Source organism: Streptomyces paromomycinus, from assembly GCF_003865155.1.
GTDB lineage: Bacteria > Actinomycetota > Actinomycetes > Streptomycetales > Streptomycetaceae > Streptomyces > Streptomyces chrestomyceticus.
The window spans coordinates 6,880,835-6,902,795 of record NZ_BHZD01000001.1; the positions used below are offsets into that span (position 1 = coordinate 6,880,835).

The 21,961-nt window shown below is 73.1% G+C and carries 23 protein-coding genes; 10 read left to right on the forward strand and 13 right to left on the reverse strand.

What is annotated here, in order from left to right:
* Positions 1–63 precede the first annotated feature (63 nt).
* Both OEIGOIKO_RS29630 and OEIGOIKO_RS29635 read right to left on the reverse strand, forming a co-directional pair.
* Positions 64–759 (reverse strand): nucleoside/nucleotide kinase family protein, encoded by a 696-nt coding sequence (locus OEIGOIKO_RS29630; RefSeq protein ID WP_125056602.1) that lies wholly within the window; start codon positions 757–759, stop codon positions 64–66.
* Entirely contained in the window at positions 756–1,991 is a 1,236-nt protein-coding gene (locus OEIGOIKO_RS29635) for a methyltransferase (RefSeq protein WP_125056603.1), read from the reverse strand. The genes OEIGOIKO_RS29630 and OEIGOIKO_RS29635 overlap by 4 nt, the downstream gene beginning before the upstream one ends.
* Before the next feature lie 147 nt (positions 1,992–2,138).
* On the opposite strand from OEIGOIKO_RS29635, the gene OEIGOIKO_RS29640 reads away from it, so the two are divergent.
* Entirely contained in the window at positions 2,139–3,062 is a 924-nt protein-coding gene (locus OEIGOIKO_RS29640; protein ID WP_125056604.1) for a universal stress protein, read from the forward strand.
* A gap of 89 nt (positions 3,063–3,151) precedes the next feature.
* Here OEIGOIKO_RS29640 and OEIGOIKO_RS29645 read toward each other — a convergent pair whose 3' ends face one another.
* Positions 3,152–3,688 carry a GNAT family N-acetyltransferase gene (locus tag OEIGOIKO_RS29645; RefSeq protein ID WP_125056605.1) on the reverse strand — a complete coding sequence of 179 codons (537 nt, stop codon included), beginning with the start codon at positions 3,686–3,688 and terminating at the stop codon, positions 3,152–3,154.
* A 99-nt stretch (positions 3,689–3,787) separates the two neighbouring features.
* Positions 3,788–4,453, reverse strand: coding sequence for a DedA family protein (locus OEIGOIKO_RS29650; protein ID WP_125056606.1), 666 nt, complete (start codon positions 4,451–4,453; stop codon positions 3,788–3,790).
* A gap of 394 nt (positions 4,454–4,847) precedes the next feature.
* On the opposite strand from OEIGOIKO_RS29650, the gene OEIGOIKO_RS29655 reads away from it, so the two are divergent.
* Positions 4,848–5,540, forward strand: coding sequence for a superoxide dismutase family protein (locus OEIGOIKO_RS29655; protein ID WP_246177603.1), 693 nt, complete (start codon positions 4,848–4,850; stop codon positions 5,538–5,540).
* Positions 5,541–5,682: 142 nt separating this feature from the next.
* On the opposite strand, the gene OEIGOIKO_RS29660 is transcribed toward OEIGOIKO_RS29655, so the two are convergent.
* The 3 genes from OEIGOIKO_RS29660 to OEIGOIKO_RS29670 form a co-directional block, all read right to left on the reverse strand.
* Positions 5,683–6,156 (reverse strand): DoxX family protein, encoded by a 474-nt coding sequence (locus OEIGOIKO_RS29660; protein ID WP_125056608.1) that lies wholly within the window; start codon positions 6,154–6,156, stop codon positions 5,683–5,685.
* Between the two features lie 352 nt (positions 6,157–6,508).
* Positions 6,509–8,230: an alkaline phosphatase D family protein gene (locus OEIGOIKO_RS29665; RefSeq protein WP_246177604.1), complete on the reverse strand. Its 1,722-nt coding sequence runs from the start codon at positions 8,228–8,230 to the stop codon at positions 6,509–6,511.
* Between the two features lie 210 nt (positions 8,231–8,440).
* Positions 8,441–9,085 (reverse strand): HNH endonuclease family protein, encoded by a 645-nt coding sequence (locus tag OEIGOIKO_RS29670; protein ID WP_125056609.1) that lies wholly within the window; start codon positions 9,083–9,085, stop codon positions 8,441–8,443.
* A gap of 253 nt (positions 9,086–9,338) precedes the next feature.
* Here OEIGOIKO_RS29670 and OEIGOIKO_RS29675 point away from each other — a divergent pair, with 253 nt between their 5' ends.
* Together OEIGOIKO_RS29675 and OEIGOIKO_RS29680 are read left to right on the forward strand one after the other, a co-directional pair.
* Positions 9,339–10,097 (forward strand): ABC transporter permease, encoded by a 759-nt coding sequence (locus OEIGOIKO_RS29675; RefSeq protein WP_125056610.1) that lies wholly within the window; start codon positions 9,339–9,341, stop codon positions 10,095–10,097.
* 240 nt (positions 10,098–10,337) lie between these two features.
* The gene (locus tag OEIGOIKO_RS29680) at positions 10,338–10,919 is read left to right on the forward strand and encodes a TMEM165/GDT1 family protein (RefSeq protein WP_125047363.1); all 582 of its coding nucleotides are present in this window, start codon (positions 10,338–10,340) and stop codon (positions 10,917–10,919) included.
* 54 nt (positions 10,920–10,973) lie between these two features.
* Here OEIGOIKO_RS29680 and OEIGOIKO_RS29685 read toward each other — a convergent pair whose 3' ends face one another.
* Together OEIGOIKO_RS29685 and OEIGOIKO_RS29690 are read right to left on the reverse strand one after the other, a co-directional pair.
* Positions 10,974–11,636, reverse strand: a complete 663-nt coding sequence (locus OEIGOIKO_RS29685) for an HAD-IA family hydrolase (protein ID WP_125056611.1) — start codon at positions 11,634–11,636, stop codon at positions 10,974–10,976.
* Positions 11,637–11,851: 215 nt separating this feature from the next.
* Complete coding sequence (locus tag OEIGOIKO_RS29690; protein ID WP_125056612.1) at positions 11,852–12,958, reverse strand: peptidoglycan-binding domain-containing protein; 1,107 nt, start codon at positions 12,956–12,958, stop codon at positions 11,852–11,854.
* Between the two features lie 178 nt (positions 12,959–13,136).
* On the opposite strand from OEIGOIKO_RS29690, the gene OEIGOIKO_RS29695 reads away from it, so the two are divergent.
* Positions 13,137–15,185 (forward strand): MDR family MFS transporter, encoded by a 2,049-nt coding sequence (locus OEIGOIKO_RS29695; protein WP_125056613.1) that lies wholly within the window; start codon positions 13,137–13,139, stop codon positions 15,183–15,185.
* A gap of 31 nt (positions 15,186–15,216) precedes the next feature.
* Here the strand turns inward: OEIGOIKO_RS29695 and OEIGOIKO_RS29700 are convergent, their stop codons facing one another.
* Positions 15,217–15,753: a GNAT family N-acetyltransferase gene (locus tag OEIGOIKO_RS29700; RefSeq protein ID WP_125056614.1), complete on the reverse strand. Its 537-nt coding sequence runs from the start codon at positions 15,751–15,753 to the stop codon at positions 15,217–15,219.
* Between the two features lie 102 nt (positions 15,754–15,855).
* Here OEIGOIKO_RS29700 and OEIGOIKO_RS29705 point away from each other — a divergent pair, with 102 nt between their 5' ends.
* Both OEIGOIKO_RS29705 and OEIGOIKO_RS29710 read left to right on the forward strand, forming a co-directional pair.
* Positions 15,856–16,839: a hypothetical protein gene (locus OEIGOIKO_RS29705; protein WP_174857237.1), complete on the forward strand. Its 984-nt coding sequence runs from the start codon at positions 15,856–15,858 to the stop codon at positions 16,837–16,839.
* Positions 16,836–17,420: a hypothetical protein gene (locus OEIGOIKO_RS29710; RefSeq protein WP_125056615.1), complete on the forward strand. Its 585-nt coding sequence runs from the start codon at positions 16,836–16,838 to the stop codon at positions 17,418–17,420. The genes OEIGOIKO_RS29705 and OEIGOIKO_RS29710 overlap by 4 nt, the downstream gene beginning before the upstream one ends.
* A 31-nt stretch (positions 17,421–17,451) precedes the next feature.
* On the opposite strand, the gene OEIGOIKO_RS29715 is transcribed toward OEIGOIKO_RS29710, so the two are convergent.
* Together OEIGOIKO_RS29715 and OEIGOIKO_RS42190 are read right to left on the reverse strand one after the other, a co-directional pair.
* Positions 17,452–17,784 carry an antibiotic biosynthesis monooxygenase family protein gene (locus tag OEIGOIKO_RS29715; RefSeq protein WP_125056616.1) on the reverse strand — a complete coding sequence of 111 codons (333 nt, stop codon included), beginning with the start codon at positions 17,782–17,784 and terminating at the stop codon, positions 17,452–17,454.
* 87 nt (positions 17,785–17,871) lie between these two features.
* Positions 17,872–18,015 (reverse strand): DUF2000 family protein, encoded by a 144-nt coding sequence (locus tag OEIGOIKO_RS42190; protein WP_174857238.1) that lies wholly within the window; start codon positions 18,013–18,015, stop codon positions 17,872–17,874.
* A 137-nt stretch (positions 18,016–18,152) separates the two neighbouring features.
* Between OEIGOIKO_RS42190 and OEIGOIKO_RS29725 the strand changes: the two genes are divergently transcribed.
* Positions 18,153–18,677: a nitroreductase family deazaflavin-dependent oxidoreductase gene (locus tag OEIGOIKO_RS29725; RefSeq protein WP_246177605.1), complete on the forward strand. Its 525-nt coding sequence runs from the start codon at positions 18,153–18,155 to the stop codon at positions 18,675–18,677.
* Positions 18,678–18,842: 165 nt separating this feature from the next.
* The gene (locus OEIGOIKO_RS29730; RefSeq protein WP_125056617.1) at positions 18,843–19,115 is read left to right on the forward strand and encodes a hypothetical protein; all 273 of its coding nucleotides are present in this window, start codon (positions 18,843–18,845) and stop codon (positions 19,113–19,115) included.
* A 108-nt stretch (positions 19,116–19,223) separates the two neighbouring features.
* On the opposite strand, the gene proP is transcribed toward OEIGOIKO_RS29730, so the two are convergent.
* The gene (gene proP, locus OEIGOIKO_RS29735) at positions 19,224–20,813 is read right to left on the reverse strand and encodes a glycine betaine/L-proline transporter ProP (RefSeq protein ID WP_246177606.1); all 1,590 of its coding nucleotides are present in this window, start codon (positions 20,811–20,813) and stop codon (positions 19,224–19,226) included.
* A 460-nt stretch (positions 20,814–21,273) separates the two neighbouring features.
* Here proP and OEIGOIKO_RS29740 point away from each other — a divergent pair, with 460 nt between their 5' ends.
* A complete protein-coding gene (locus OEIGOIKO_RS29740) occupies positions 21,274–21,843 on the forward strand; it encodes a superoxide dismutase family protein (RefSeq protein WP_125056618.1) in 570 nt (189 codons plus the stop codon).
* The last annotated feature ends 118 nt before the right edge of the window (positions 21,844–21,961 follow it).

Consider the following 21,961-nt stretch of genomic DNA (forward strand, 5'->3'; position numbering starts at 1 on the left):
GGCTACGGCTACGGCTACGGCTACGGCTACGGCTACGGCCGCGCTGACCGGCCACGGAAGCGCTCACGCCCCGCCGTACGGTTCCGGCGCCGTGTCCGGGCCGAACCTGACGACCAGGTCGGCGCGCTCCCGCCCGGCCGTCACCAGACGGGCGTTGGCCTCGTCCGAGATCCGCACGAACCGCTCGGCGTGCGCCCGTGACTTGCCGAACCGCGCGTGCCGGTCGACCAGGCGCCGCACCCGTTCCGCGTCGTCCAGATCCACGTACCAGACCTCGTCGAGGCACTTCCTGGCGTCCGGCCACGACGGGCCGTCGAGCAGCAGGTAGTTGCCCTCGGTCACGACGAGCGGCACGTCGGGCGGCACGGGGACGCTGCCCGCCACCGGCTCCTCGATGCGGCGGTCGAAGGCCGGGGCGTAGACGGTGGTGTCCGGGGCGGGGGAGCGCAGGCGGGCCAGCAGGGCCGCGTAACCGGCGGCGTCGAAGGTGTCCGGCGCGCCCTTGCGGTCCGTGCGCCCCAGCCGGCGCAACTCCGCCTCGGCGAGGTGGAAACCGTCCATGGGCACGAGCACCGCCGACCCGGCCAGCCCGGCCACCAGACGGGCGGCCAGGGTCGACTTGCCCGAGCCGGGCGGCCCCGCGATCCCGAGGAGCCGGCGGCGGGCCGGGGTGGCGGAGGCGGCGAGCCGCCGGGCGCGCTCCACGAGTCGTGGCAGGTGCGCGGTCTCGGTCTCGGTCTCGCTCCTGGTCTCGGTCATGTCCGGGGTTCCTCTTCGGCCCTTTCGGCCCTTTCGGCCCCTGTGGTCCCCGCAGCTTCCGCCGCCCCCAACCGCCACAGCGAGGTCACCTCGGCGGCGCGGGCGGCGTGCAGGGGATCGTCGGCGTCGCGGGCGCGGGGGTGCCGGGGCCGGATGTCCAGACGGTCCAGGACCGTCAGGCCCGCCGCGTCGAACGCGGCGGTCAGCTCGGCGCGGGAGCGCAGCCCGAGGTGTTCGGCGATGTCGGACAGGATCAGCCAGCCCTCGCCGCCCGGTTCGAGGTGGGCGGCCAGGCCGTTCAGGAAGCCGCGGAGCATCCGGCTGCCCGGGTCGTAGACCGCGTACTCGACGGGGGAGGTGGGCTTGGCCGGCACCCACGGCGGGTTGCAGACGACGAGGGCCGCGCGGCCGGCCGGAAACAGGTCGGCCTCCAGGATCTCCACGCGGTCGGCCACGCCGAGCCGTTCGGTGTTCTCCCGCGCACAGGCCAGGGCTCTCGGGTCCTGGTCGGTGGCCACCACACGGGACACACCGCGCCGGGCCAGCACCGAGGCCAGGACGCCGGTGCCGGTACCGATGTCGAACGCCGGCCCGGGGACGGAGGGCAGGGGCGCCCGGGCCACCAGGTCGACGTACTCGCCGCGCACGGGTGAGAAGACGCCGTAGTAGGGGTGGACGCGGTCGCCGCCGAGCGCCGGTATGCGGACGCCGTTTCTGCGCCATTCGTACGCGCCGATCACCCCGAGCAGTTCGCGCAGCGAGACGATCAGGGGCGGGGCGGGGTGCGCATCCTGGGTGTCCTGGGTGTCCTGGGTGTCCGGGCCGTACGCCTGTAGGCACGCCTCCCGTACGTCGGGCGCGCGGCGCAGTGCGAGCCCGTACCCGGGGTCCAGGGACACCAGCAGCATCCCCAGGACGCGGGCGCGCTGACTCTGCGCGGCCCGGTGCAGGTGGAATGCCTGGGCGGGGTCGGCCGGCGGCCGTTTGCGCGGGCGGCGGTCGATCCGGCGGGCCAGTGCCGTCAGCAGCTGGCGGGCGTTGTGGAAGTCGCCGCGCCACAGCAGCGCCGTGCCCTCGCAGGCGAGCTTGTAGGCGTCGTCGGCCTTCGTACGGTCGTCGGCGACGACCACCCGGCGGGGCGCCGGCGTGCCGCTCTCGGAACGCCAGCGTGCGGTGCGGGCCGCGCCGGCCTCGGTCCACTCGACGGACTGCGGGGCCTGAAGTGTGTTCATTGCGTCCCAGGTAAGGGGCTGAGAAGTGACGTTCGACTCTACTCCGTGCCGGGGAGGGACCTTCGTCCCCTGTCTTCGGGACGGCACGGGGTAGGAGTATGGAAATAGTTGGGCATAGCACACGCTGTTGGTCGTATGGAGGCGTACATGGACACCCTGCCGGTCATTGTCGCGGTGGACGGATCTCCCGACAGCGAACGGGCGCTGCGCTGGGCGATCGAGGCGGCCCGGCTGCGGTCCGCGCCGCTGCAGGTCGTACACGTCTGGCCGTACGTCACCTCGGAGGGCCGCGCGGCGGCCGAATCCGGCATCGGCGACCCGGTCCTGGACGAGCTGCGCAAGACGCTGGACGGGCGGGCCGACACGGCCGGGCTGCCGGGCATCGAGTTCCGCAGCCTCAGCGGGCTCACCGACACGCTGCTGCCCGCCCTCGGCGCCGAGGCGCAGCTGCTGGTGCTCGGCTCGCGCGGGCGCGGCGGCTTCGCCAGCCTGCTGCTCGGCTCGAACGGCATGGCGTGCGCGGCGCACTCGGAAGGGCCCGTGGTGGTCGTGCCGCGCCCGGACCGGGCCGGTGCCGCGGTCGGTGCGGACGGTGAGGTGGTCCGCCCGGACCCGCCGCAGGTGGTCCTGGGCGTCGACGCCTCCTCGGACGAGCCGGGCGCGATCGGCTTCGCCTTCGCCGAGGCGAGCCGCCGCGGTGCCCGCCTCAAGGTGGTCTCCGGCTATGCCTGGCCGATGCTGACGCCGCCGTCCTTCGAATACGTCGCGGCCTACGAAGGCACCCAGCAGGAGTACGAGAACGCCCTGGTCGAGCAGGTGACGCAGACGCTCGCGCCGTACCGCGAGCGCTACCCCGAGGTGGCGGTGACGGCAGAGCTGCGGAACGCGGACGCGGCCGGGCAGCTCGTCGAGGCGTCCAAGGCCGGCGATCTGGTCGTGGTCGCCCGGCACCGCAGGCGGCTGCCGGTCGGCCGCCGGCTCGGCTCGGTCGCCCACGCCGTACTGCTGCACGCGGTGTGCCCGATCGCGGTCGTGCCGGAGGAGACGGAGCGGAGCCGGGAAGCGGAGTAGCGCGAGCGCCCGCAACCCGCGCACCACTCGCCCGACCCACCGGGGCGGCCCGAGCCGCCCCGGTCGCCTGATTCCTTCTGCCCGTCTCCTCAGTCGATGCCGAACGCCGCCGCGTAGCGCACCGTGCCGCGCGGAGGGGTACTGCCGTCCAGGGACAGGGCCAGGAACGCTTCGTCCGGCCACTCCTGCGGCGGCAGGATGCCGAAGCGGGAGGCGGGCTCGAAGCCGAACCTGGGGTAGTACGGCGGGTGGCCCAGCACGACGGCCGTCCGCTCGCCGGCCGCCCGGGCCGCGTCCAGCAGGGCCCGGACGACCGCGCTGCCCGCGCCCTGCTTGTGGTACGCGGGCAGCACCGCGCACGGCGCGAGCGCGACGGCTGGTTCGCCGGCTATGTGACAGCGGGTGAGCAGTGCGTGCGCGACGACGGGCGCGGGCGCCGCCGCGCTGCCGGCCGGCCCGGCGGCGGGCCCGGCCACGTACGAAAGACCCGGCAGCCAGGCCGCCGGGTCCTGCCGCAGCGCGTCGACGAGGTCGGCCTCACCCGCGGTCTCGAAGGCGGCGAGGATGATCCGGCGGACGGCCGGAACGTCCTCGGGAGTCTCGGGGCGGCACTGCCAGTTGTCCATGCCCACATGGTCGCACCGGGGTCTGACAATCGGCTCGGGCTTTTCCCCGGCCTTGAGTTTCCGGCCCCGGACCTGCGTCTTTTGGCCTCCGGCAGCCGGTCAGTCCGAGCCGGCCGCCGTGAACGCCGCGTCCCGGCGTTCCGGCCTGCGCATCAGGAAGACCGCCGCCGACCCGGCCGCGAACAGCGCGAACACCGACATCGCGGTGCTGATCCACGACACGCCCAGCCACTGGCCGCCCACATAGCCGAGGCTCACCCCGTACGCGGCCCAGGCCAGCCCGGCCAGCGCGGACCACGGCAGGAACTCCCGGACCGTACGGTGCGCGACCCCCGCGCCGAGGCTGACCACCGACCGTCCGGCGGGCGCGAAGCGGGCCAGGACGACGATGCCGCCGCCGCCCCGGGTCAGCGCCGCGCCGAGCCGTTCCTGGGCCGCGGTCAGCCGCCGGGAGCGGGCGATGGCGCGGTCGAAGCGGTCGCCGCCGCGCCAGGCGAGCCGGTAGGCGACCATGTCGCCGAGCACCGAGGCGGTCGCGGCGCACAGCACCAGGGCCAGCATCTCGGCGAGGTCGGCGTCACCGCGTACGGAGGTGGAGACGCCCACCGCGCCGGCCGCGGTACGGGTGCCCGCGGCCGTGGTGGCGGCGGTGATCACCAGGACACCGCTGGGCAGGATCGGCACGAAGACGTCGAGGAGTACGGAGAGTCCGACGATCGCGTAGACCCAAGGGGTGTCGCTCAACGACCCCAGGCTTTCCAACAACGTACTGCTCCTGATCCGATCCCCTGCCGCGACGTCGCATCGGCGGCTGGGGCGGCTGTACCGCCATACAGCGTACGCCTGGCCGGTCCGCCGTGACGTTCCAGGGCGCACGGTGTTGTCGGCTTCACACCCCCGCGGGACCGCCCCGGGCGGCACTGTCACCCGTCTGCTCCGGTCGTGGCGCAAAAGAGCGCGGCTTTGGGCATGTTATGTGCCGAAATAAGTGCCTTGTGAAGCGCGCAAACAGGGTGCTCCGGAGCGGAACGGCACACGAATGGAGACAGGGATGCAGAGGTTGAGGGAGTCGTCGGCGGCGCCGGAATCGTCGGAGAGCGCGGCGGGGCCGGCCGCCGGCCGCGGGCGGTCCGTGAACGGGGGGCGGGCCAGGAGTGGCGTGACACCGCCGGCGACGCGGACGTGGCCGCGCCCGGCCGCCAGGGCGGCGGGCGCCTCCGTGGCGGCCCTCGCCACGGCGGGCACACTCCTGCTCGCCCCGGCGGCGGTCGCGGCGGACGGCGACAAGGTCACGAAGAACACCGTCAATCAGGACTACTCGGTCACCATCGCGGCGCAGTTCACCCGCCCGAACGGCGCGATGCTGAGCCGGGCGCTGACGTACGACCCCAAGCTGGTGCCCGTGAACTCCCGCGTCACGGTCAGCGAGCGCGCCGACAGCGCCCGCACCCGGGTCGGCCTGCAGGTGGCCGGCCTGGTGGCGAACCGCACGTACGGGGCGCACGTCCACACGGGGACGTGCGGAGTCCGCCCGGAGAGCTCGGGGCCGCACTACCAGCACCGCAAGGACCCGCGTACGCCCTCCGTCGACCCGGCGTACGCCAACCCGAAGAACGAGGTCTGGCTGGATTTCACGACCGACGGGAAGGGCGAGGCGAGCTCCGCGTCCCGGAACGCCTGGCGTTTCCGGTCCGGCGAGGCGCGGTCCGTGGTGATCCATGAGCGCCGTACCGCGACCAAGGCCGGGGTGGCGGGGACCGCCGGCCGGGTGGTCGCCTGCTACTCCGTGCCGTTCAACCAGTCGAAGGAAGCCGCGAAGGCCGTCAGCGGCCTCCTGGGGAAGCTCTTCTGACGGTTCCGGTGATTCCGGCGGCGGCGCCGGTGCTGCCCGTCGTCGGACTCCGGCACAACTCCGAAAGAGCGGCGGCCCCCGGTGTGCACCGGGGGCCGCCGCTCGTCGCCGGGTGGCGGCCGTACGGGCCGCCGGTCTGCCGTCAGGCCGCGCTCGGCTCGCGCTGGACGCCGGCCGCGGCGTCGGCCGGCTGCCGGGAGCGGAAGAACAGGTGGTCCAGCGACCAGGTGCCGGGGCCGGTGAAGACCAGCAGCAGGAACGCCCAGCAGAACAGCACGGACAGCTCGCCGCCGTTCTGCAGCGGCCACAGGGACTCGCCGGCGTGCACCGAGAAGTACGCGTACGCCATGGAGCCGGAGCTGATCAGGGCCGCGGCGCGGGTGCCGAGGCCCAGCATCACCAGGAGGCCGCCGACGAACTGGATGACGGCCGCGTACCAGCCGGGCCAGCTGCCCGCGGGAACGGTCAGGCCCTTGCCCATCGCGCCGCCCAGGATGCCGAACAGCGAGGACGCGCCATGGCAGGCGAAGAGCAGGCCGGTGACGATGCGGAAGAGCGAGAGGGTGTGCGGCTTGATTCGTTCGGTGAACTCGGTCACCGGGGAGGGAGCGGACATGAGGGAACTCCTGCGGTTTCGGGGACGGGAACCGACAAGGAGAAAGGTTAGGGAGACCTAATAGGTACTTGCAAGTTCAACATCTGGCCATATCCGGCCGTTGGCCGAAAACGGTCATGGCGCGAAGTGGCGCCCGTGTGGCGGCGCGCGGCGGCGCGAGTATTTGTACTGGCCACCGAATTCACCCCGGGATGCCCCGGAATGCGGCCGTCCGCCGGGCGGAACTCTTCGACGGCAGCAGAAGCCCGGTCCGACGGAAAGCGCGGCGACAGGTCAGGCAAAAGAACAGGTGGAGAACGCGGCGAAAGGGGGGGAAGTGAGAGGGAAGACCTGCCCTTCTCCTGTCCCGGACCTATCCCTTCCCCTTTCCCCGCCCCTTCGCCTCCTCCGGCCCCTTCGCCGTCTCCCGCTCCGGCCGCCCCGCGACCTGCTCGTCCCACGCGCAGACCAGCCGTGCGCCGTCGCCCCGCTCGCGCTGCGCCTGGTCCAGCCGCAGCCGTGCGGTGCGCCCGTTCAGCGCCAGGGTCATCAACTGGTTGCCGAACCACGGGCCGCCCGTGCGCCGCCAGCCGATCGACGGCCGCTCCAGCCGGGCGTGCCGGGCCAGCGCGTGGCCCAGCAGACGGCCGAGCCGGCTCCAGCCGAAGCGGAAGCCGGCCCGCATGGTGGCGGGAATGCTGTTGTGCACGGGTGAACAGGTCAGCTGGAGAACGCGCGCGTCGGGTGCGGAGCGGTCGCGCCAGTGCGGCTCGGCCACGTACGCGTGGTGCACGTCGCCGGACAGCACGCACACCGTCGCCGGTGCCGCGTCGCCCGAACCGGCCTCGGTGAGCAGGTCGGTGAGCGCGGCGAAAGACTCCGGGAACGCCGCCCAGTGCTCCAGGTCGGCCCGCTGCCGCAGCGACTCGCTCCGGCGCGCCCAGCGCGCGCCGCGCGCCCCGGCGCACAGGGCGGCGTTCCAGCCCTCCGCGTCGTGGATCAGGTTCGGCAGGAGCCAGGGCAGGGAGCTGCCGATGAGCAGGTGGTCGTACGCGCCGTGGTCGGCCAGCACCTGTTCGCGCAGCCACTCCGCCTCGGCCGGGTCGAGCATCGCCCGCCGTCCCTCGTCCAGGACGCGGGTGGCGCGGGTGTCGACCATGACCAGCCGTACGCGGCCGAAGTCGCGGCGGTAGCTCCAGCGCGCGCAGCCCGGGTCGGCGTCGGCCGCCGAGACGAACTCCCGCACCAGGTCGGTGCCGTCCGGTAGCGCGCGCACCCGGGCGTACAGCTCGTCCTTCTCCAGTTCGGCGGGGGAGAGGTTGCCCAGGTGCTGATACACCCAGTACGACATCAGGCCGCCCAGCACCCGCTCCCGCCACCAGGAGGTCGCGCGCATCCGGGTCTGCCAGGCGGCGGAGGTGTTCCAATCGTCTATGACGTCATGGTCGTCGAAGATCATGCAGCTGGGGACGGTGGACAGCAGCCAGCGGACCTCCGGGTCGAGCCAGGACTCGGCATAGAGGTGGGTGTACTCCTCGTAGTCCGCGACCTGCTGCCAGGGCGGCTCGGAGGTGTCGCGGCGGGTGGCGAGCAGCCGGGCGGTCGCGTCCGAGGTCTGGTCGGCGTACACCTGGTCGCCCAGCAGGAGCAGGACGTCCGGGCGCGGGCGCGTCGGGTCGGCGGCGAGCGCGGCGGCGAGGGTGTCCAGGGCGTCCGGGCCTACCGGGTCGTGCGCGTCGGCGGGCGGCGCGGCCCAGCGGCAGGAGCCGAACGCGACCCGCAGGTGCTGGTCCGCCGGGTCGCCGCCCGGGGCCGCCGGTGTGTGGATCGTGCTCTGCGGGAACCGGCTGCCGGGCTGCGGCCAGACCTGCTCGCCGTCGAGCAGGACCCGGTACGGGGTCTCGCCGGCCGGTGTCAGTCCGGCGACGGGCACCAGCGCGTAGTGGTGCCCGGCCACCTGCCACGTGCGCTCGGCGCCGCCGGCACCGTTCTCGCAGCGGACGTGCACCTCGCAGGGCCGGTCGGTCTCGACCCACACCGTCGCGCTGATCTCGTCCACGTACCGCAGCAGCGGCCCCAGGAGCAGCTCGGCCATCGGCGATCCTCCCCTCGTACGGGCCGGTGCCCGTACGTATGTGCTCAGAGGATAGGAGCCGGTCGCGGGGCGACGGGACGGCTCCGGCCTCCTCGCGGGGAAAGACGGAGCCATCCGGTCGTACGGTTGCGTCAGCCGGTTGCCGGGTCCTGCGCCGGTCGGCGTGGCAGCAGGAGTAACCATTCAGCAGCGGCCGCCGGGAGGCGGTGTTCAGCAGCGGTCCAGGATCTTCTTCAGTGCCGCCTTCTCGGCCGCGTCGGCCGTCAGCCCGTACACGTGTTTCACCGACACCCACATCCGGGCGTACGTGCAGTGGTACGAGGTCTTCGGCGGCAGCCACTTGGCCGGGTCCTTGTCGCCCTTCTCCTGGTTCACGTTGTCGGTGACGGCGATGAGCTGCGAGTGGGTGAGGTCGTTGGCCAGTTCCTTGCGGCGCTCGGTCGTCCACTTCGAGGCGCCGGACTTCCACGCCTCGGACAGCGGGACGACGTGGTCGATGTCCACGTCGGACGCCTTGTTCCACACGCCGTCGTCGTAGGCCGACTTCCAGGTGCCGCTGGTCGAGGCGCACTTGCCGTCGGTCTGCACGTTCTCGCCGTCCCGCTTGAGGACGACCTCGCGCGTGTTGCAGTTCTTGCCCTGGTCGGACCAGTGCGGGAACTTGTCGCGGCTGTAGCCGTCCTGCGAACCCTGGGGCGCTTCCTTGAGCTGGGCGAGGTACGTACGGGCCGTGGCGGCGTCCGGCGGGGTGGGCGGTGCGGCCTGGGCGCTCTGGGCGCCGAGCACGAGCGTGCAGGCGAGGGCGGCGGCGGACCCGGCGGCGACCGATACGCGACGCGCGTAGACCTTGGGCATCGTAACTCCCTGTCAGTGGGGGGAAGTTGAAGGGCTGGACGGAGCTCATGGTGGCGCCGTGGGGTTGCCACCGGGCGGGCTCCAGGTAACAGAGTGGCGACATGGTCACGTCAGTTCAAGGGGTTGACGTGACGTCACCCGCCCCCGGCGCTCCGGAATGTGGCTCGCGCGGGCGCGTGCGCCCCTTCCGGAGCGCCGGCCTCCGCCGTGGCGCATCCGGCGCGCCCTTCCGCCGCCGCCCTACAGTGAGCGCGTGCTGCTGCCGGTCAATGCCACCCTCGGGGTCGCTCTCGCCGTCCTGCTGGCCGCCGCCGTGGCCGCCGCCGCGCTCGCCCGCCTCGGCCACGCGCGGGCCGTCGCCCTCGCGGGCCTGCGCGCCGCCCTCCAGCTCGCCGCCGTCTCGTACCTCATCGGCTGGGTCGTCCGGTCCGTGCCCTGGCTGCTCTGCTTCCTCGTGCTGATGTTCACGGTCGCCGTACGGACCGCGGGCCGCCGCCTCACCCCGAACCGCACCTGGTGGTGGGCCGCGGCGCCCCTCGCCGCCGGGGTCGTGCCGGTCGTCGGCGCCCTGGTGCTCACCGGCCTGGTACCGCCGCGCGGCATCACCCTCATCCCCGTCGCGGGCATCCTCATCGGCGGCGCCCTCACCGCCACCGTCCTCGGCGGGCGGCGGGCCCTGGACGAGCTGGAGACGCGGCACGGGGAGGTGGAAGCGGGGCTGGCGCTGGGCCTGCTGGACCGGGAGGCCCGGATGGAGGTCGCCCGTCCGGCCGCGTCCGACGCGCTGCTGCCGGGCCTGGACCAGACACGCACCGTGGGGCTCGTCACACTTCCCGGGGCCTTCGTCGGCATGCTGCTCGGCGGCGCGTCACCCGTTCAGGCGGGCGCCGTGCAGATGTTCGTCCTGGTGGCGCTGCTCGCCGTCCAGGCGGCGGCCGTGGCGGTGGTGCTGGAGCTGGTGGCCCGCGGGCGGCTGCACCGCGTACCCTTGGCCGCAGCAGAAGGGGAGTAGCTCTTCGCCGGACCGTCGACATACTGCCCGCCCGTCGGCCGCCACCGCCCAGGTGACAGGCCGCCCGCGGTGGGCCGGCGCCCGGAGCGTGGCAGGAGACCGGTGTCCCTGCCGCGCCAGCGAGACCTTCGGCCGCAGTGTTTGCGCAGACGCACGTGTGCGCAAGAGACGCTGCCGTGCCGAAGCGACCCCTTTTCCGGGCCCCTCGGTGCGGCCCGACCGATCGAGGTAAGACACCCCGTGTTCAGTTTCACCGTCGCCGCCGTCGTCTTCGGCGTCGTCTTCCTGGCCGAGCTGCCGGACAAGACCGCCCTCGCCGGGCTGATGCTCGGCACCCGCTACCGCGCCTCGTACGTGTTCGCCGGCGTCGCCGCGGCCTTCGCCGTGCACGTCGCGCTCGCCATCGCCGCGGGCAGCGTGCTGTCCCTGCTCCCGCACCGCCTCGTGCAGGCGGTCGTCGGCGTGCTCTTCCTCGCGGGCGCGGCCGTGCTGCTCTTCAAGAAGGACGAGGACGAGGAAGAGGTCAAGAAGCCCGCCGACCAGAGCTTCTGGAAGGTCTCCGGGGCGGGCTTCATGATGATCCTGGTCGCCGAGTTCGGCGATCTGACCCAGATCATGACCGCGAACCTCGCCGCCCGCTACGACGACCCGGTCTCGGTGGGCGTCGGCGCGGTGCTGGCCCTGTGGGCGGTGGCGGGCCTGGGCATCCTCGGCGGCCGCACGCTCATGAAGTACGTACCGCTCAAGCTGATCACGAAGGTGGCGGCGGCGGTGATGGTGCTGCTCGCGGGATTCAGCCTGTACGAGGCGATCGTGGGCTGAGTGCAGGACGGACGGGCGGCGCCACCGGCGCGGGTGGCGCCTGTCCCGGCCGGTTCAGCCCTCGATGTGCAGCGCGATCGACCCGTTCGCGAGCGCCTCGACCCGGATCTGCTCCAGGTCGCGCACATGGGCGTCGGGGCCGAAGGCCGCGGCCCGCTCACCGACGCCGACCACGCGCATCCCCGCCGCGCGCCCGGCCGCGATGCCGGCCTCGGAGTCCTCGAAGACCACGCAGTCCTCGGGCGCGTACCCCAGCTCGGCCGCGCCCTTGAGGAAGCCCTCGGGATCCGGCTTGCTGGCGCTGACCGACTCGGCGGTGATCCGTACGTCCGGCATCGGCAGCCCGGCCGCGCCCATGCGGGCGTCGGACAGGGCGATGTCGGCGGAGGTCACCAGGGCGTGCGGGAGCCGGGCGAGGGCGGCCATGAAGGCGGGCGCGCCGGGCACCGGGACGACGCCGTCCACGTCGGCGGTCTCCTGCTCCAGCATCCGCCGGTTGTCCTCGTGGTTGAGCTCCATCGGGCGGTCGGGGAGCAGGGCGGCCATCGTGGCCCAGCCCTGCCGGCCGTGCACCACCTTGAGCACCTCGTCCGCGTCGAGCCCCTGCTCGGCGGCCCAGCGGCGCCAGCAGCGCTCGACCACGGCCTCGGAGTTCACGATCGTGCTGTCCATGTCCAGCAGCAGGGCGCGGGCTATGAGCGGGGTGGTTGCCGGCATCGGCGGGCTCCTGGGCGCTGAGGAAAGAGTCAAGCGGCTCCGCCCGCCGGTCAGGGAGTGCGGGCGGAACCACTTTGTTCCTACACGATACAAAGAGCCTCCGCGAGAGGCCAACCGCCCCCTCGGACGGCCCGTGTGCACCGGCCCCGGGCGCCCCGCGCGCACCGGCCCCGGGCGCCCCGCGCGCACCGGCCTCGGACGCCCCGCGCACCGGCTCACGGTTCGACCGTACGGGCCTCCAGCGACCGCCGGGTCTGCACCCCGTAAACACCGGCCGGGTCCTGTCGCAGCCGGTGGAACCGCTGGAACGCGGCGACGGCTTCGCGTACGGCGACGTCGAAACGGCCGTTCTCCGGACCCGGGTACACGGCCACCTGCTCCAGCCGCCGCTGCAGCTCCAGGACCTCCGGCCCACTGGCCCCCTCCCGCAGCACCATCGGCCCGTCCGGCGGGCTGCTCGGCGCACGGCTCTCCGGGGCGCTGGTGATGCTGCCGGACGCCGTGGCCGTACTCGGGGCCGACGACGGGCCGGGGGCCGGGGACGAGGCGTGGGACGGGCCGGCGGACGGCTCGGCCCTGGTGACCTGCTGCGGCGCCGGCGTGGGCACCGCGGGCGGCGGCGCGGCGCGGCGCCCCGGGCCGCCGCCGCTTCCGGGGCTGCCGTCGCCGCTGCCCGAGGAGCGGGCGGCGCTGGGCATGTGCCGGTGGTTGTCGGGCAGCGCGCGGTCCTGGTCCGTGTCGGCCAGCAGAGCGCCGCTGAGCAGCACCGCGCCCGCGGCCAGGCCCGCCGCGGAGACGGCCATGGCGGCGAGAGCCGCCTGCTTCTTACGGCGCCGGGAGGCTTCGTGGGCGGGGGCGTCGGTGTCGGTTGCGGTGGAGGTGAGGTCATCGGCCCCGGCGCCGGTGCGGGCCCGGGCGTCGGCCATGGCCTCGTCGCGGGTGTCGGTACGGGGGACGGCGCGGGTGTCGGCAGGTGAACCGGCGTGCGGACCGCCCTGCGGGCCGGCGTGCGAACCGGCTTGTGCTTCCGTCCGCCCTCCGGAGCGCAGGCCCGCGCGTGACCCGGCGCGCGCCCCCGTCCGGGACCCGGCCGGCGGCACCGTACGGGAGCCGAACCGCGGCGCGGGACGCGGGTCGGGACGCATGGCGTCCGCCGTCGTGCCCGCCGCCGTCCCGGTGACGTCCGCCCCGTCCGGCAGCCGCACGTACGGGCGTACCCGCAGGGGATCGAAGTCCTCGGCGCCGGCCGCCTCGCACAGACACCTCGGCCGTCCGTCGTCACGCGTGGGTGCCGAGCAGTGCGGGCAGGACTGAGCCGTCACGAGCGTTCCCCCTCCTGAACCTCTCGATCGGTCAGTGATTATCCCGGTCTGATCCCTTCCTGCACAGGGAGCCTTCGGGCACCACCGGTCCGCGCGGCGCCCAGCAGGCCGTATCCCACCGAAACGATCAGGATGGAACCGAAGCCCGGCCCCGCTCCGCACGAGGAGGGAGACGCTCATGGCGCAGGACACCGGTGCCCCGGCCGTGCCCGGCGAGGGGCAGTCCCGGCGGACGGTCCTCGTCGCGATCGGCGCGCTGCTGCTCGGTCTGCTCATCGCGGCACTCGACCAGACCATCGTCGCCACCGCGCTGCCCACCATCGTCAGCGACCTCGGCGGCCTGGACCACCTGTCCTGGGTGGTCACCGCGTACCTGCTGGCCTCGACCGCGGCGACCCCGCTGTGGGGCAAGCTCGGTGACCAGTACGGGCGCAAGCGGCTGTTCCAGACCGCCATCGTGATCTTCCTGATCGGGTCCGCGCTGTGCGGCATCGCGCAGGACATGCCGCAGCTGATCGCGTTCCGCGCCGTCCAGGGCCTGGGCGGCGGCGGCCTGATCGTGCTGTCGATGGCGATCGTCGGCGACATCGTGCCGCCCCGCGACCGCGGCCGCTACCAGGGCCTGTTCGGCGCGGTCTTCGGCGCCACCAGCGTGCTCGGGCCGCTGCTCGGCGGCCTGTTCGTGGACCACCTGAGCTGGCGCTGGGTCTTCTACATCAACCTGCCCATCGGGATCGTCGCCCTGGCCGTGATCGCCGGGGTGCTGCACATCCCCGTCCGCCGCACTCCGCACCGCATCGACTACCTCGGCACCCTCCTGATCGCCGCGGTCGCCGCCTGCTTCGTCCTGATGACCTCGCTCGGCGGCGTCAGCTACGGCTGGGGCTCCTGGCAGATCATCGGCCTCGGGGTGCTCGGCCTGGTCCTGCTGGCCGGGTTCGTCGCCGTCGAGCGCCGGGCCGCCGAACCGGTCCTCCCGCTGCGCCTGTTCCGCCTGCGCTCCTTCACCCTCACCGCGGTCATCGGCTTCGTCATCGGCTTCGCGATGTTCGGCTCGATGACCTACCTGCCGACCTTCCTCCAGGTGGTGCAGGGCGTCTCACCGACCATGTCCGGGGTGCACATGCTGCCGATGGTCATCGGCATGCTGCTGTCCTCGACCGGGTCCGGGCAGCTCGTCAGCCGTACCGGGCGCTACAAGGTCTTCCCCGTCGCCGGTACCGCCGTCACGGCCGTCGGCCTGCTGCTCCTGCACCAGCTCGGCCCGGACAGCGGCACCACCGTGATGAGCCTGTACTTCTTCGTCTTCGGCTTCGGGCTGGGCCTGGTCATGCAGGTCCTGGTCCTGATCGTGCAGAACGCCGTCGACTACCAGGATCTCGGCGTCGCCACCTCGGGCGCCACCTTCTTCCGTTCGATCGGCTCCTCCTTCGGCGTCTCCATCTTCGGCACGGTCTTCGCCAACAAGCTGGGGCCACGGATCGCCGACGCCCTCGCGGGCAAGCAGCTGCCGCCCGGTACCGACCCGTCCAGGATCGCGGAAGACCCGCGGACGGTCGGACAGCTGCCCCCCGACGCCGCGTCCGGCGTCCTCGACGCCTACTCGACCTCCATCACCGACGTCTTCCTCTACGCGGTCCCGGTCGTCCTGATCGCCTTCGTCCTGGCCTGGTTCCTGCGCGAGGAGCCGCTGCGCCGGGGCGTCACCGCGCCCGACACCTCCGAGGTGCTCTCCTCGAACCCCGTACACCGTTCCTCGTACGACGAGGTCTGCCGCGCGCTGTCCCGGCTGGGCAGCCTGGAGGGCCGCAAGGCGGTCTACGAGCGGATCACCGAAACGGCCGGGCTGGACCTCCGGCCCGCGGCGAGCTGGATGCTGCTGCGCATCCACCGCTTCGGGTCGGTGGAGCCCGCGCTGCTCTCCGAGCGCAGCATCGTGCCGTTGCGGGTGATCGCCGAGGCCACCCGGCAGATCGAGGAGCGCGGCCTGGCCGTACGGGAGGGGCTGCCGCTGGTCCTCACCGACAAGGGCCGGGCGATCGCGGAACGGCTGGCCGCGGCGCGCCGCGCGTCGCTGGCCGAACTGCTCGGGGACTGGTGGACCGAGGACCGGCCGACCGACCTCACGGAGCTGGTCGACGAGCTGACGGCGGAACTGTGCGGCTCGGACGCGGAGAGCCCGCGCGGGGACGACACCCGCCGACGCCGGCCGCCGGCGGGGCGCTGAGCAGAGCCGCCGCCCGAGAGGCGAGCCGGGCTCAGCGGTACGGGGCCGCCACCGCCTTCTCGAAGAAGATCTCCGCGTAACGGTCCTCCTTGTACGCGGGGATCTCCCTGTACCCGTACGCCCGGTACAGCGCGACGGCCTCGGTGAGATCCCGCCGGGTGTCCAACCGGAGCCGCTCGGCGCCCAGTTCCGCCGCATGCCGCTCGACGGCGCGCAGCAGCACGCCCGCCGCGCCCCGGCCGCGCCAGGGCTCGCGGACGAAGACCCGCTTCAGCTCCGCCGTACGCCCGCCGTCGATGAGCAGCAGCCCGGCGCAGCCGGCGGCTTCGCCGGCCTGTCGGGCGATGAACAACGCGCCGCCCGGTGCCACCAGTTGACCGGGCGGATACTCCGCGACGCCTTCGTCGATCTCCTCGGACGTGATCCGCGGTTGCCCGCGCAGGGTGTGGTACCGCTGCGCGACCTCGGTGTAGTACTCGCGGAACAGGGCGGTCGCGGCGGGCGAGTCGTCCGGCTCGACCGTGAGGTGCCAGGTCTCGGGCAGACGCCTGGTGGCGGCTTCAGTCATGGCGGCATTGTGCCGGTACGGGCGGGAGCGCCGCCTGCGGATATCGCGCGGGCGGCTCGCCGGGCCGGGCGGTGGCGCCCACCGGGCCGGATCGTCGGCATCGTGCCGGGCCGGATCGTCGGCATCGTGCCGGGCCGGATCGTCGGCATCGTGCCGGGCTGGGCCGTCGGCATCGTGCCGGGCTGGGCCGTCGGTATCGTGCTGGGCCGGGCCGTCGGCATCGTGCCGGCCGGACCGCGCGCCCCAAGGGCCCGTCAGCAGCCCGTGTTTGGCGTCCGGCGGCGTGGCTACCCGATCCGTATGTCCATCACCTTGATCATCGTCCCTGTGGTGGCGCTCCTGGTGATCGCCGCTCTCGTCCTCATGGCACGCGCCAAGGTCGCGCGCAGTGGCAGCAGAGGTCTGCGGCGCCGCTTCGGCCCGGAGTACGAACGGGCCGTCGCCGTGCACGACGGCGACACCGCGGCCGCCGAACGCGAGCTGAACCAGCGGCTGGACCGCCACGGCGCGTTCCGCCCGACGCCGCTGACCGCCGAACTGCGCCTGCAGTACGAGGAGCGGTGGGAGGCCGTGCAGCGGCAGTTCGTCGACGAGCCCGAACAGGCCGTCGTCGAGGCCGACCTGCTGATCGGCCGGCTCGCCCGGGAGCGCGGCTACCCCGCGGACACCTACGACGAGCAGACCGACGCGCTCTCCGTCCACCACGCGCAGGGCGTCCACGACTACCGCAAGGCCCACGAGACCGCCGTACGCGCCCGGAACAACCGGCCCGAGAACGCCGCCGGTACCGAGGAACTGCGGGCCGCAGTGGTGCACGCGCGCGCCCTGTTCACCGAACTCCTCGAAGCCGGTACGGGCCGCTCGGCCACCTCGCACGGCCGTGACCACGGCCCCCGGGACCACGGCCGTGGCGGCACGGCGCACGGCCGCACCGACCCGGCCCGCGACGGCCACGCCCCGTCGGCCGGCCGGCCCGGCACCCGGAACCACAAGCCCACCGCCCGGCGGCTCGGCGACCGGCTGCGTTCCCCCTGGACGCACGGCGGCGGCCACGGGCACGACACCGCGGAAGGCGGTGCGCGATGAGCACCTACGACGAGCGCGGGACCGGTCCCGTCGAGACGCCCCAGGAGCGCGCGGCGAGCGAAGGTATGCCGCCTCCGGAGCGCGGAGCCGCCGCGTACGAGGGCGACCGCAGCGCGCAGCAGCCGGCCGCACCGCCGCCCACCGCCACGTCGGGCGCCACCGAGTCCGTACCCGGTGTGTACGCCGGTCTGCCCGGCACCGAGACCGACTACCCGGCAGGAACGACCGGCGGTCCCGGCACACCGGGCTCTCCTGCCTCGTCCGCACCCGCCTCTTCCACCCACGGCGAGGGCTTCGGCCGAGGAGCGGGCACCCCCGAGCCTCTGCTCCCCTCCGACGCCCGGGAGAAGCTGCGGCAGCGGCTCGACCACGCCGTCAACGGCTTCGTCGACCGCCCCCGTGAGGCCGTGCAGGAAGCCGACGGCATCTACGAAGAGCTGGCCGCCCTCCTGCCGGAGGCCCTGGCCGCCCGCCGCCGCTCCCTGCACACCTCCTGGGAGCAGGGCAACGCCGACACCGAACAGCTCCGCGTCGCCCTGCGCCACTACCGGGAGACCGCCCAGCGTCTGCTCGACTTCTGAGCCGCCCCGGGCGCCCCCGGACCCCGGACGCTCAGCCCTGTTCCTTCGGCCCGGCCTGCTGCACCACCTCGAACGACCAGAGCGTCGACCCGGAAGCGGCGGGCTTGGGCCGCTCGCCGCCTTCCGCGCCACCGCCCTGGTGCGCGGCCTTCATCGGGCCCTCCATCCACGCCTCGAAGGCCTGCTCGTCACGCCACCGCGTGTACACCAAGTAGCTGTCGGTGCCCTCGACCGGGCGCAGCAGCTCGAACCACTCGAAGCCGTCCGAGGACTCCACGGAACCGGCCCGCGCGCCGAAGCGCTTCTCCAGGACCTCCCGCTGTTCGGCGGGAACGGTCAGCACATTGATCTTCACGATGCTCATACCGAACATCGTGCCCCATACCGTCCGGCGGACGGAGACCAGGGCCGCCCGGCGGGCGGCGGCCGGGGGCCGGGGCCGGCCGGGAAATCAGCCGTGCAGCTTCAGGCCCTTGATCACCTTGTCGACCGGCTTGCGGGGGGCGTGGACCGCCACACCGGCCAGGTCGAGGTTGTCGGCGGCGAAGCACAGGACGGGTTCGCGGGACGGGGCGGCAGTCAGGTCTGTGCTCATGCGGTGAGCGTCGTCCGGACGCGGAGCGCCGTATTGAACGCTGGCGCGCCCCCGGGGGCAGGGCCGGTCCGTCCGAGTGCCGCAGCTCGGCCGGTTGCGCCACTTCCGTTGTCGGTGGTCGGGGTTAGCGTCGGAGTATGTCGAACTCAGAAGCGGGACAGGGGCCGTCGCAGGCACCGCGGGCGGCGCGGCGGGTCGGCAGGCCGGCGCGGCCGACGGGCTGGAAGCGGCTGGCCTTCCGGGCTCCGATCCACCTCTACCGGCTCGGTCTCGGTGGCCTTTTCGGCAAGCGGCTGCTGCTTCTGGAGCACCTCGGCCGTACGTCGGGCAAGACCCGGCGCGTCGTCCTGGAGGTGGTGTCGTACGACCGGCAGGCCCGTACGTGGACGCTGGCCTCCGGCTTCGGCCCGGGTGCGCAGTGGTACCGCAACCTTCAGGCGCAGCCCAGGGCCACCATCCAGGTGGGCCGCAGGCGGTGTGCCGTGATCGCGCACTTCCTCCCCGCCGACGAGGGCGGCCGGATCATGGCGCGGTACGCGCCGAAGCATCCGAAGGCGGCCCGCCAGTTGACGGCGTACATGGGGTTCGAGGTGGACGGCACGGCGGAGGGCTACCGGCAGGCGGGGGAGAACATACCGTTCGTACGGCTCGTGGAGCAGTGACCCGAAGGGGTTCAACGGGGCGGCGGCGCGGTGGTGACGGTCGCGTCCGCTGTTGGGGTTGCAGCCGCCGGTGCGCCGGAGTGTGGCCGGGCCGGGACGGCGGTTTCCCGCCAGCATGGCGGCCGGGGCGCGCGAGGGCGCGGCCCGGTGACGAAAGGCAACCCCTTGTACTCCTTGCGGAAGTTCACCCGTGCCGCGGTGGTGTCGGTGTCCGCGGCCGGCGCCGTCCTGGCCGCCGTTCCCGTCGCGTCGGCCTGTCCCGCGCACGACCGTTCGGCGGGCGGTGACAGCTGCCGCTTCGCCTACACCAGCTTCTTCCCCTCGCCGTCCGGCGCGACCACGGGGGACGGACTGTACGCGCACGGCCGGAAGGACCCGACGGGACGCACCTGCGACAACGGCGGGTGGGTGGGCCCGAACCGCCCGAGCGACACCTGAGGCAGAGGCCTCACACACAGCCGAAAACGCCGGTGCGCGAGGACGGTCTCGTCCTCGCGCACCGGCGTTGCGGGGGTTACGGGGCCTAGGCTCGCGCCACCGGCCGTATCAGGCAGGCGACTCCGCTGTCACCCGTCGCTTGCCCGAAGCGGCCTTGGGACCCGAACCCGATCCTGAGCCCGCACCGGCGGCCCGGCGCAGCGCGCGCGCCTCCGACTCCGTCTCGACCGAGGGGGGCGACCCCGGCAGCGGCTTGCGCGCGCTCTCCGACATCAGCAGGACCGCGATCCCGCCGACCACGGCGGCGGCCATCATGTAGAACGCCGGCATCATGTTGTTGCCCGTGGCGCCGATCAGCGCGGTCACCACCAGCGGAGTCGTACCGCCGAAGATGGAGACCGAGACGTTGAAGCCGATGGACAGCGAGCCGTAGCGCACCTTGGTCGGGAACAGCGCGGGCAGTGTGGACGGCATGGTGGACGTGAAGCACACCAGCAGCAGGCCGAGGACGGCCATGCCCAGCGCGATGCCGGCCAGCGAACCCTGCCGGATCAGCAGCAGCGACGGCACGGACAGCACCAGGAAGCCGACGCAGCCGGTCGCGATGACCGGACGGCGTCCGAAGCGGTCGGTGAGCCGGCCCGCGAAGGGCTGCACGCACATCATCACGACCATGACCGCCAGCACGACCAGCAGTCCGTGCGTCTCGTCGTACTTCAGCTCCGAGGTCAGGTAGCTGGGCATGTACGACAGCAGCATGTAGTCGGTGACGTTGAAGACCAGGACCAGGCCGACGCAGAGCAGCATCGGGCGCCACTGACCGAAGATCATCTCGCGCAGGCCGATCTTCTTCTCGGCCTCCCGGCGCTCCTTCTCCTTGGACCGCGCATCCTTCTCCAGCTGCGCGAAGGCGGGGGTCTCCTCCAGCCGCATCCGCAGGTAGAGACCGATGATGCCCATCGGCCCCGCGACCAGGAACGGGATGCGCCAGCCCCAGGAGAGCAGGGCGTCGTGGTCGTGGCGGAAGAGGTAGGTCAGCAGCGTGACCAGGCCGGCGCCGCCGACGTAACCGGCGAGGGTGCCGAACTCCAGCCAGCTGCCCAGGAAGCCGCGCTTCTTGTCGGGCGCGTACTCGGCGATGAAGGTGGAGGCGCCGCCGTACTCGCCGCCGGTCGAGAAGCCCTGGATCAGCCGGGCGACCAGCAGGAGGATCGGTGCCCCGACGCCGATGGAGGCGTACGAGGGGATCAGGCCGATCGCGAAGGTGCCCGCCGACATCATGATCATGGTGATGGCGAGGATCTTCTGGCGGCCGATACGGTCGCCGAGCGGGCCGAAGACCATGCCGCCGATGGGGCGGACCAGGAAGGCCGCGGCGAAGGTGCCGAACGTCGACAGCAACTGCGCGGTGGGGTTGCCGGACGGGAAGAAGACCTGTCCGAGCGTGACCGCGATGTAGCTGTAGACGCCGAAGTCGAACCACTCCATCGCGTTGCCGACGGCGGCTGCCGAGACGGCCCGCTTGACCATGGACGGATCGACGACGGTGACGTCGTCGCTGCCGCTGCCCGGCCCCCGCTTCTCCGGTTTCGCCGGTTTCTCCGACTCGGTTACGGGACCACCGGTACGGGTCCGCGGTGCGACGGGTGACTGCGTCGGCACGTGCTCGCTCGCCTGCGCTCTCTGGGACGACTGCATGGAACACCCGCACCTGGCGGGTCGGGCCCGCCATGGCGTGACGGGCAAAGGTCGACCATAGGGGCAGAGCGGCTCATCACGGACAGTGAGCGCATGGCGGCGCAACAGCGTGGATCCCTGCTCCTGGCAGGGAAGGAAGCGCCCCGAGGGGCCTTATCCGGCCTTTATGAATGTGATCCATCTCGCCAGGATCACCGCAACCGAATTGCCCTGTTGTGCGCCGGATATGCACGGCACGGACCTGACCCTGCCCACTCCGGGCGGATGTATGCGGGCCATGACCGACAATTTTTCCAAGGTTCACCGGGCCCACTTCAGGGCCTCCTCGACCCCGCCTCCCGTGTGCCCCGCAAACCCTCCCGCAACCCTTCCCCCACACCTCTTCCATAACGTCCCCGTACACCCCGCCTGACCGAATACCCGGTTCCGGCCGGCGCGCCGGGACGCGAGGGTGCGTCGCATGTCTATCGCTACGGCAGCAGTGCTGACCGCATCACTGGCGATGGCGCCCGCCGTCGCGCCGTCCATGGGAGCGCAGAGCACCAGCGTGACCGTCCGTGCCCACTTCACCGCGTCGCCGACGGGGGAGGCCGTCACCCACGATCCGGCCCTGGTGCCCGAGGGCAGCAGGGTCACGGTCGTGGAGAAGCGGTACGGCTCCGGCAAGGACGCCCGTACGGTCGTCGGCCTGCGCCTGGCGGGCCTGCTCCCGGACCGTACGTACGGCGCTCATGTCCACACCAAGCCCTGCGGGCCCAAACCGGCCGACTCCGGCCCGCACTACCAGAACGTCCCCGACCCGGTGCAGCCCTCCACCGACCCCGCCTACGCCAACCCGCGCAACGAGGTGTGGCTCGACCTGAAGACGGACGCGGACGGCGACGGTTCCTCGGTCGCCAGGGTCAACTGGCACGTCCGCTACGGACAGGCCCGCTCGGTGGTCGTCCACGAGCACAAGACGCACACCGAACCGGGCCAGGCGGGGACCGCGGGTGCCCGCCTGGCCTGCGTCAACGTTCCCCTGGCCTGACGTGGTCGGGCGCCTGGCGCGGGTGCCGGGCGCCGGACGCGAGCGGCGCGGCAGCGTGGGGCTGCCGCGCCGCGGGATCGTCGCGCCCATCAAGCATCAGCCATCCGGCCGTACCCTG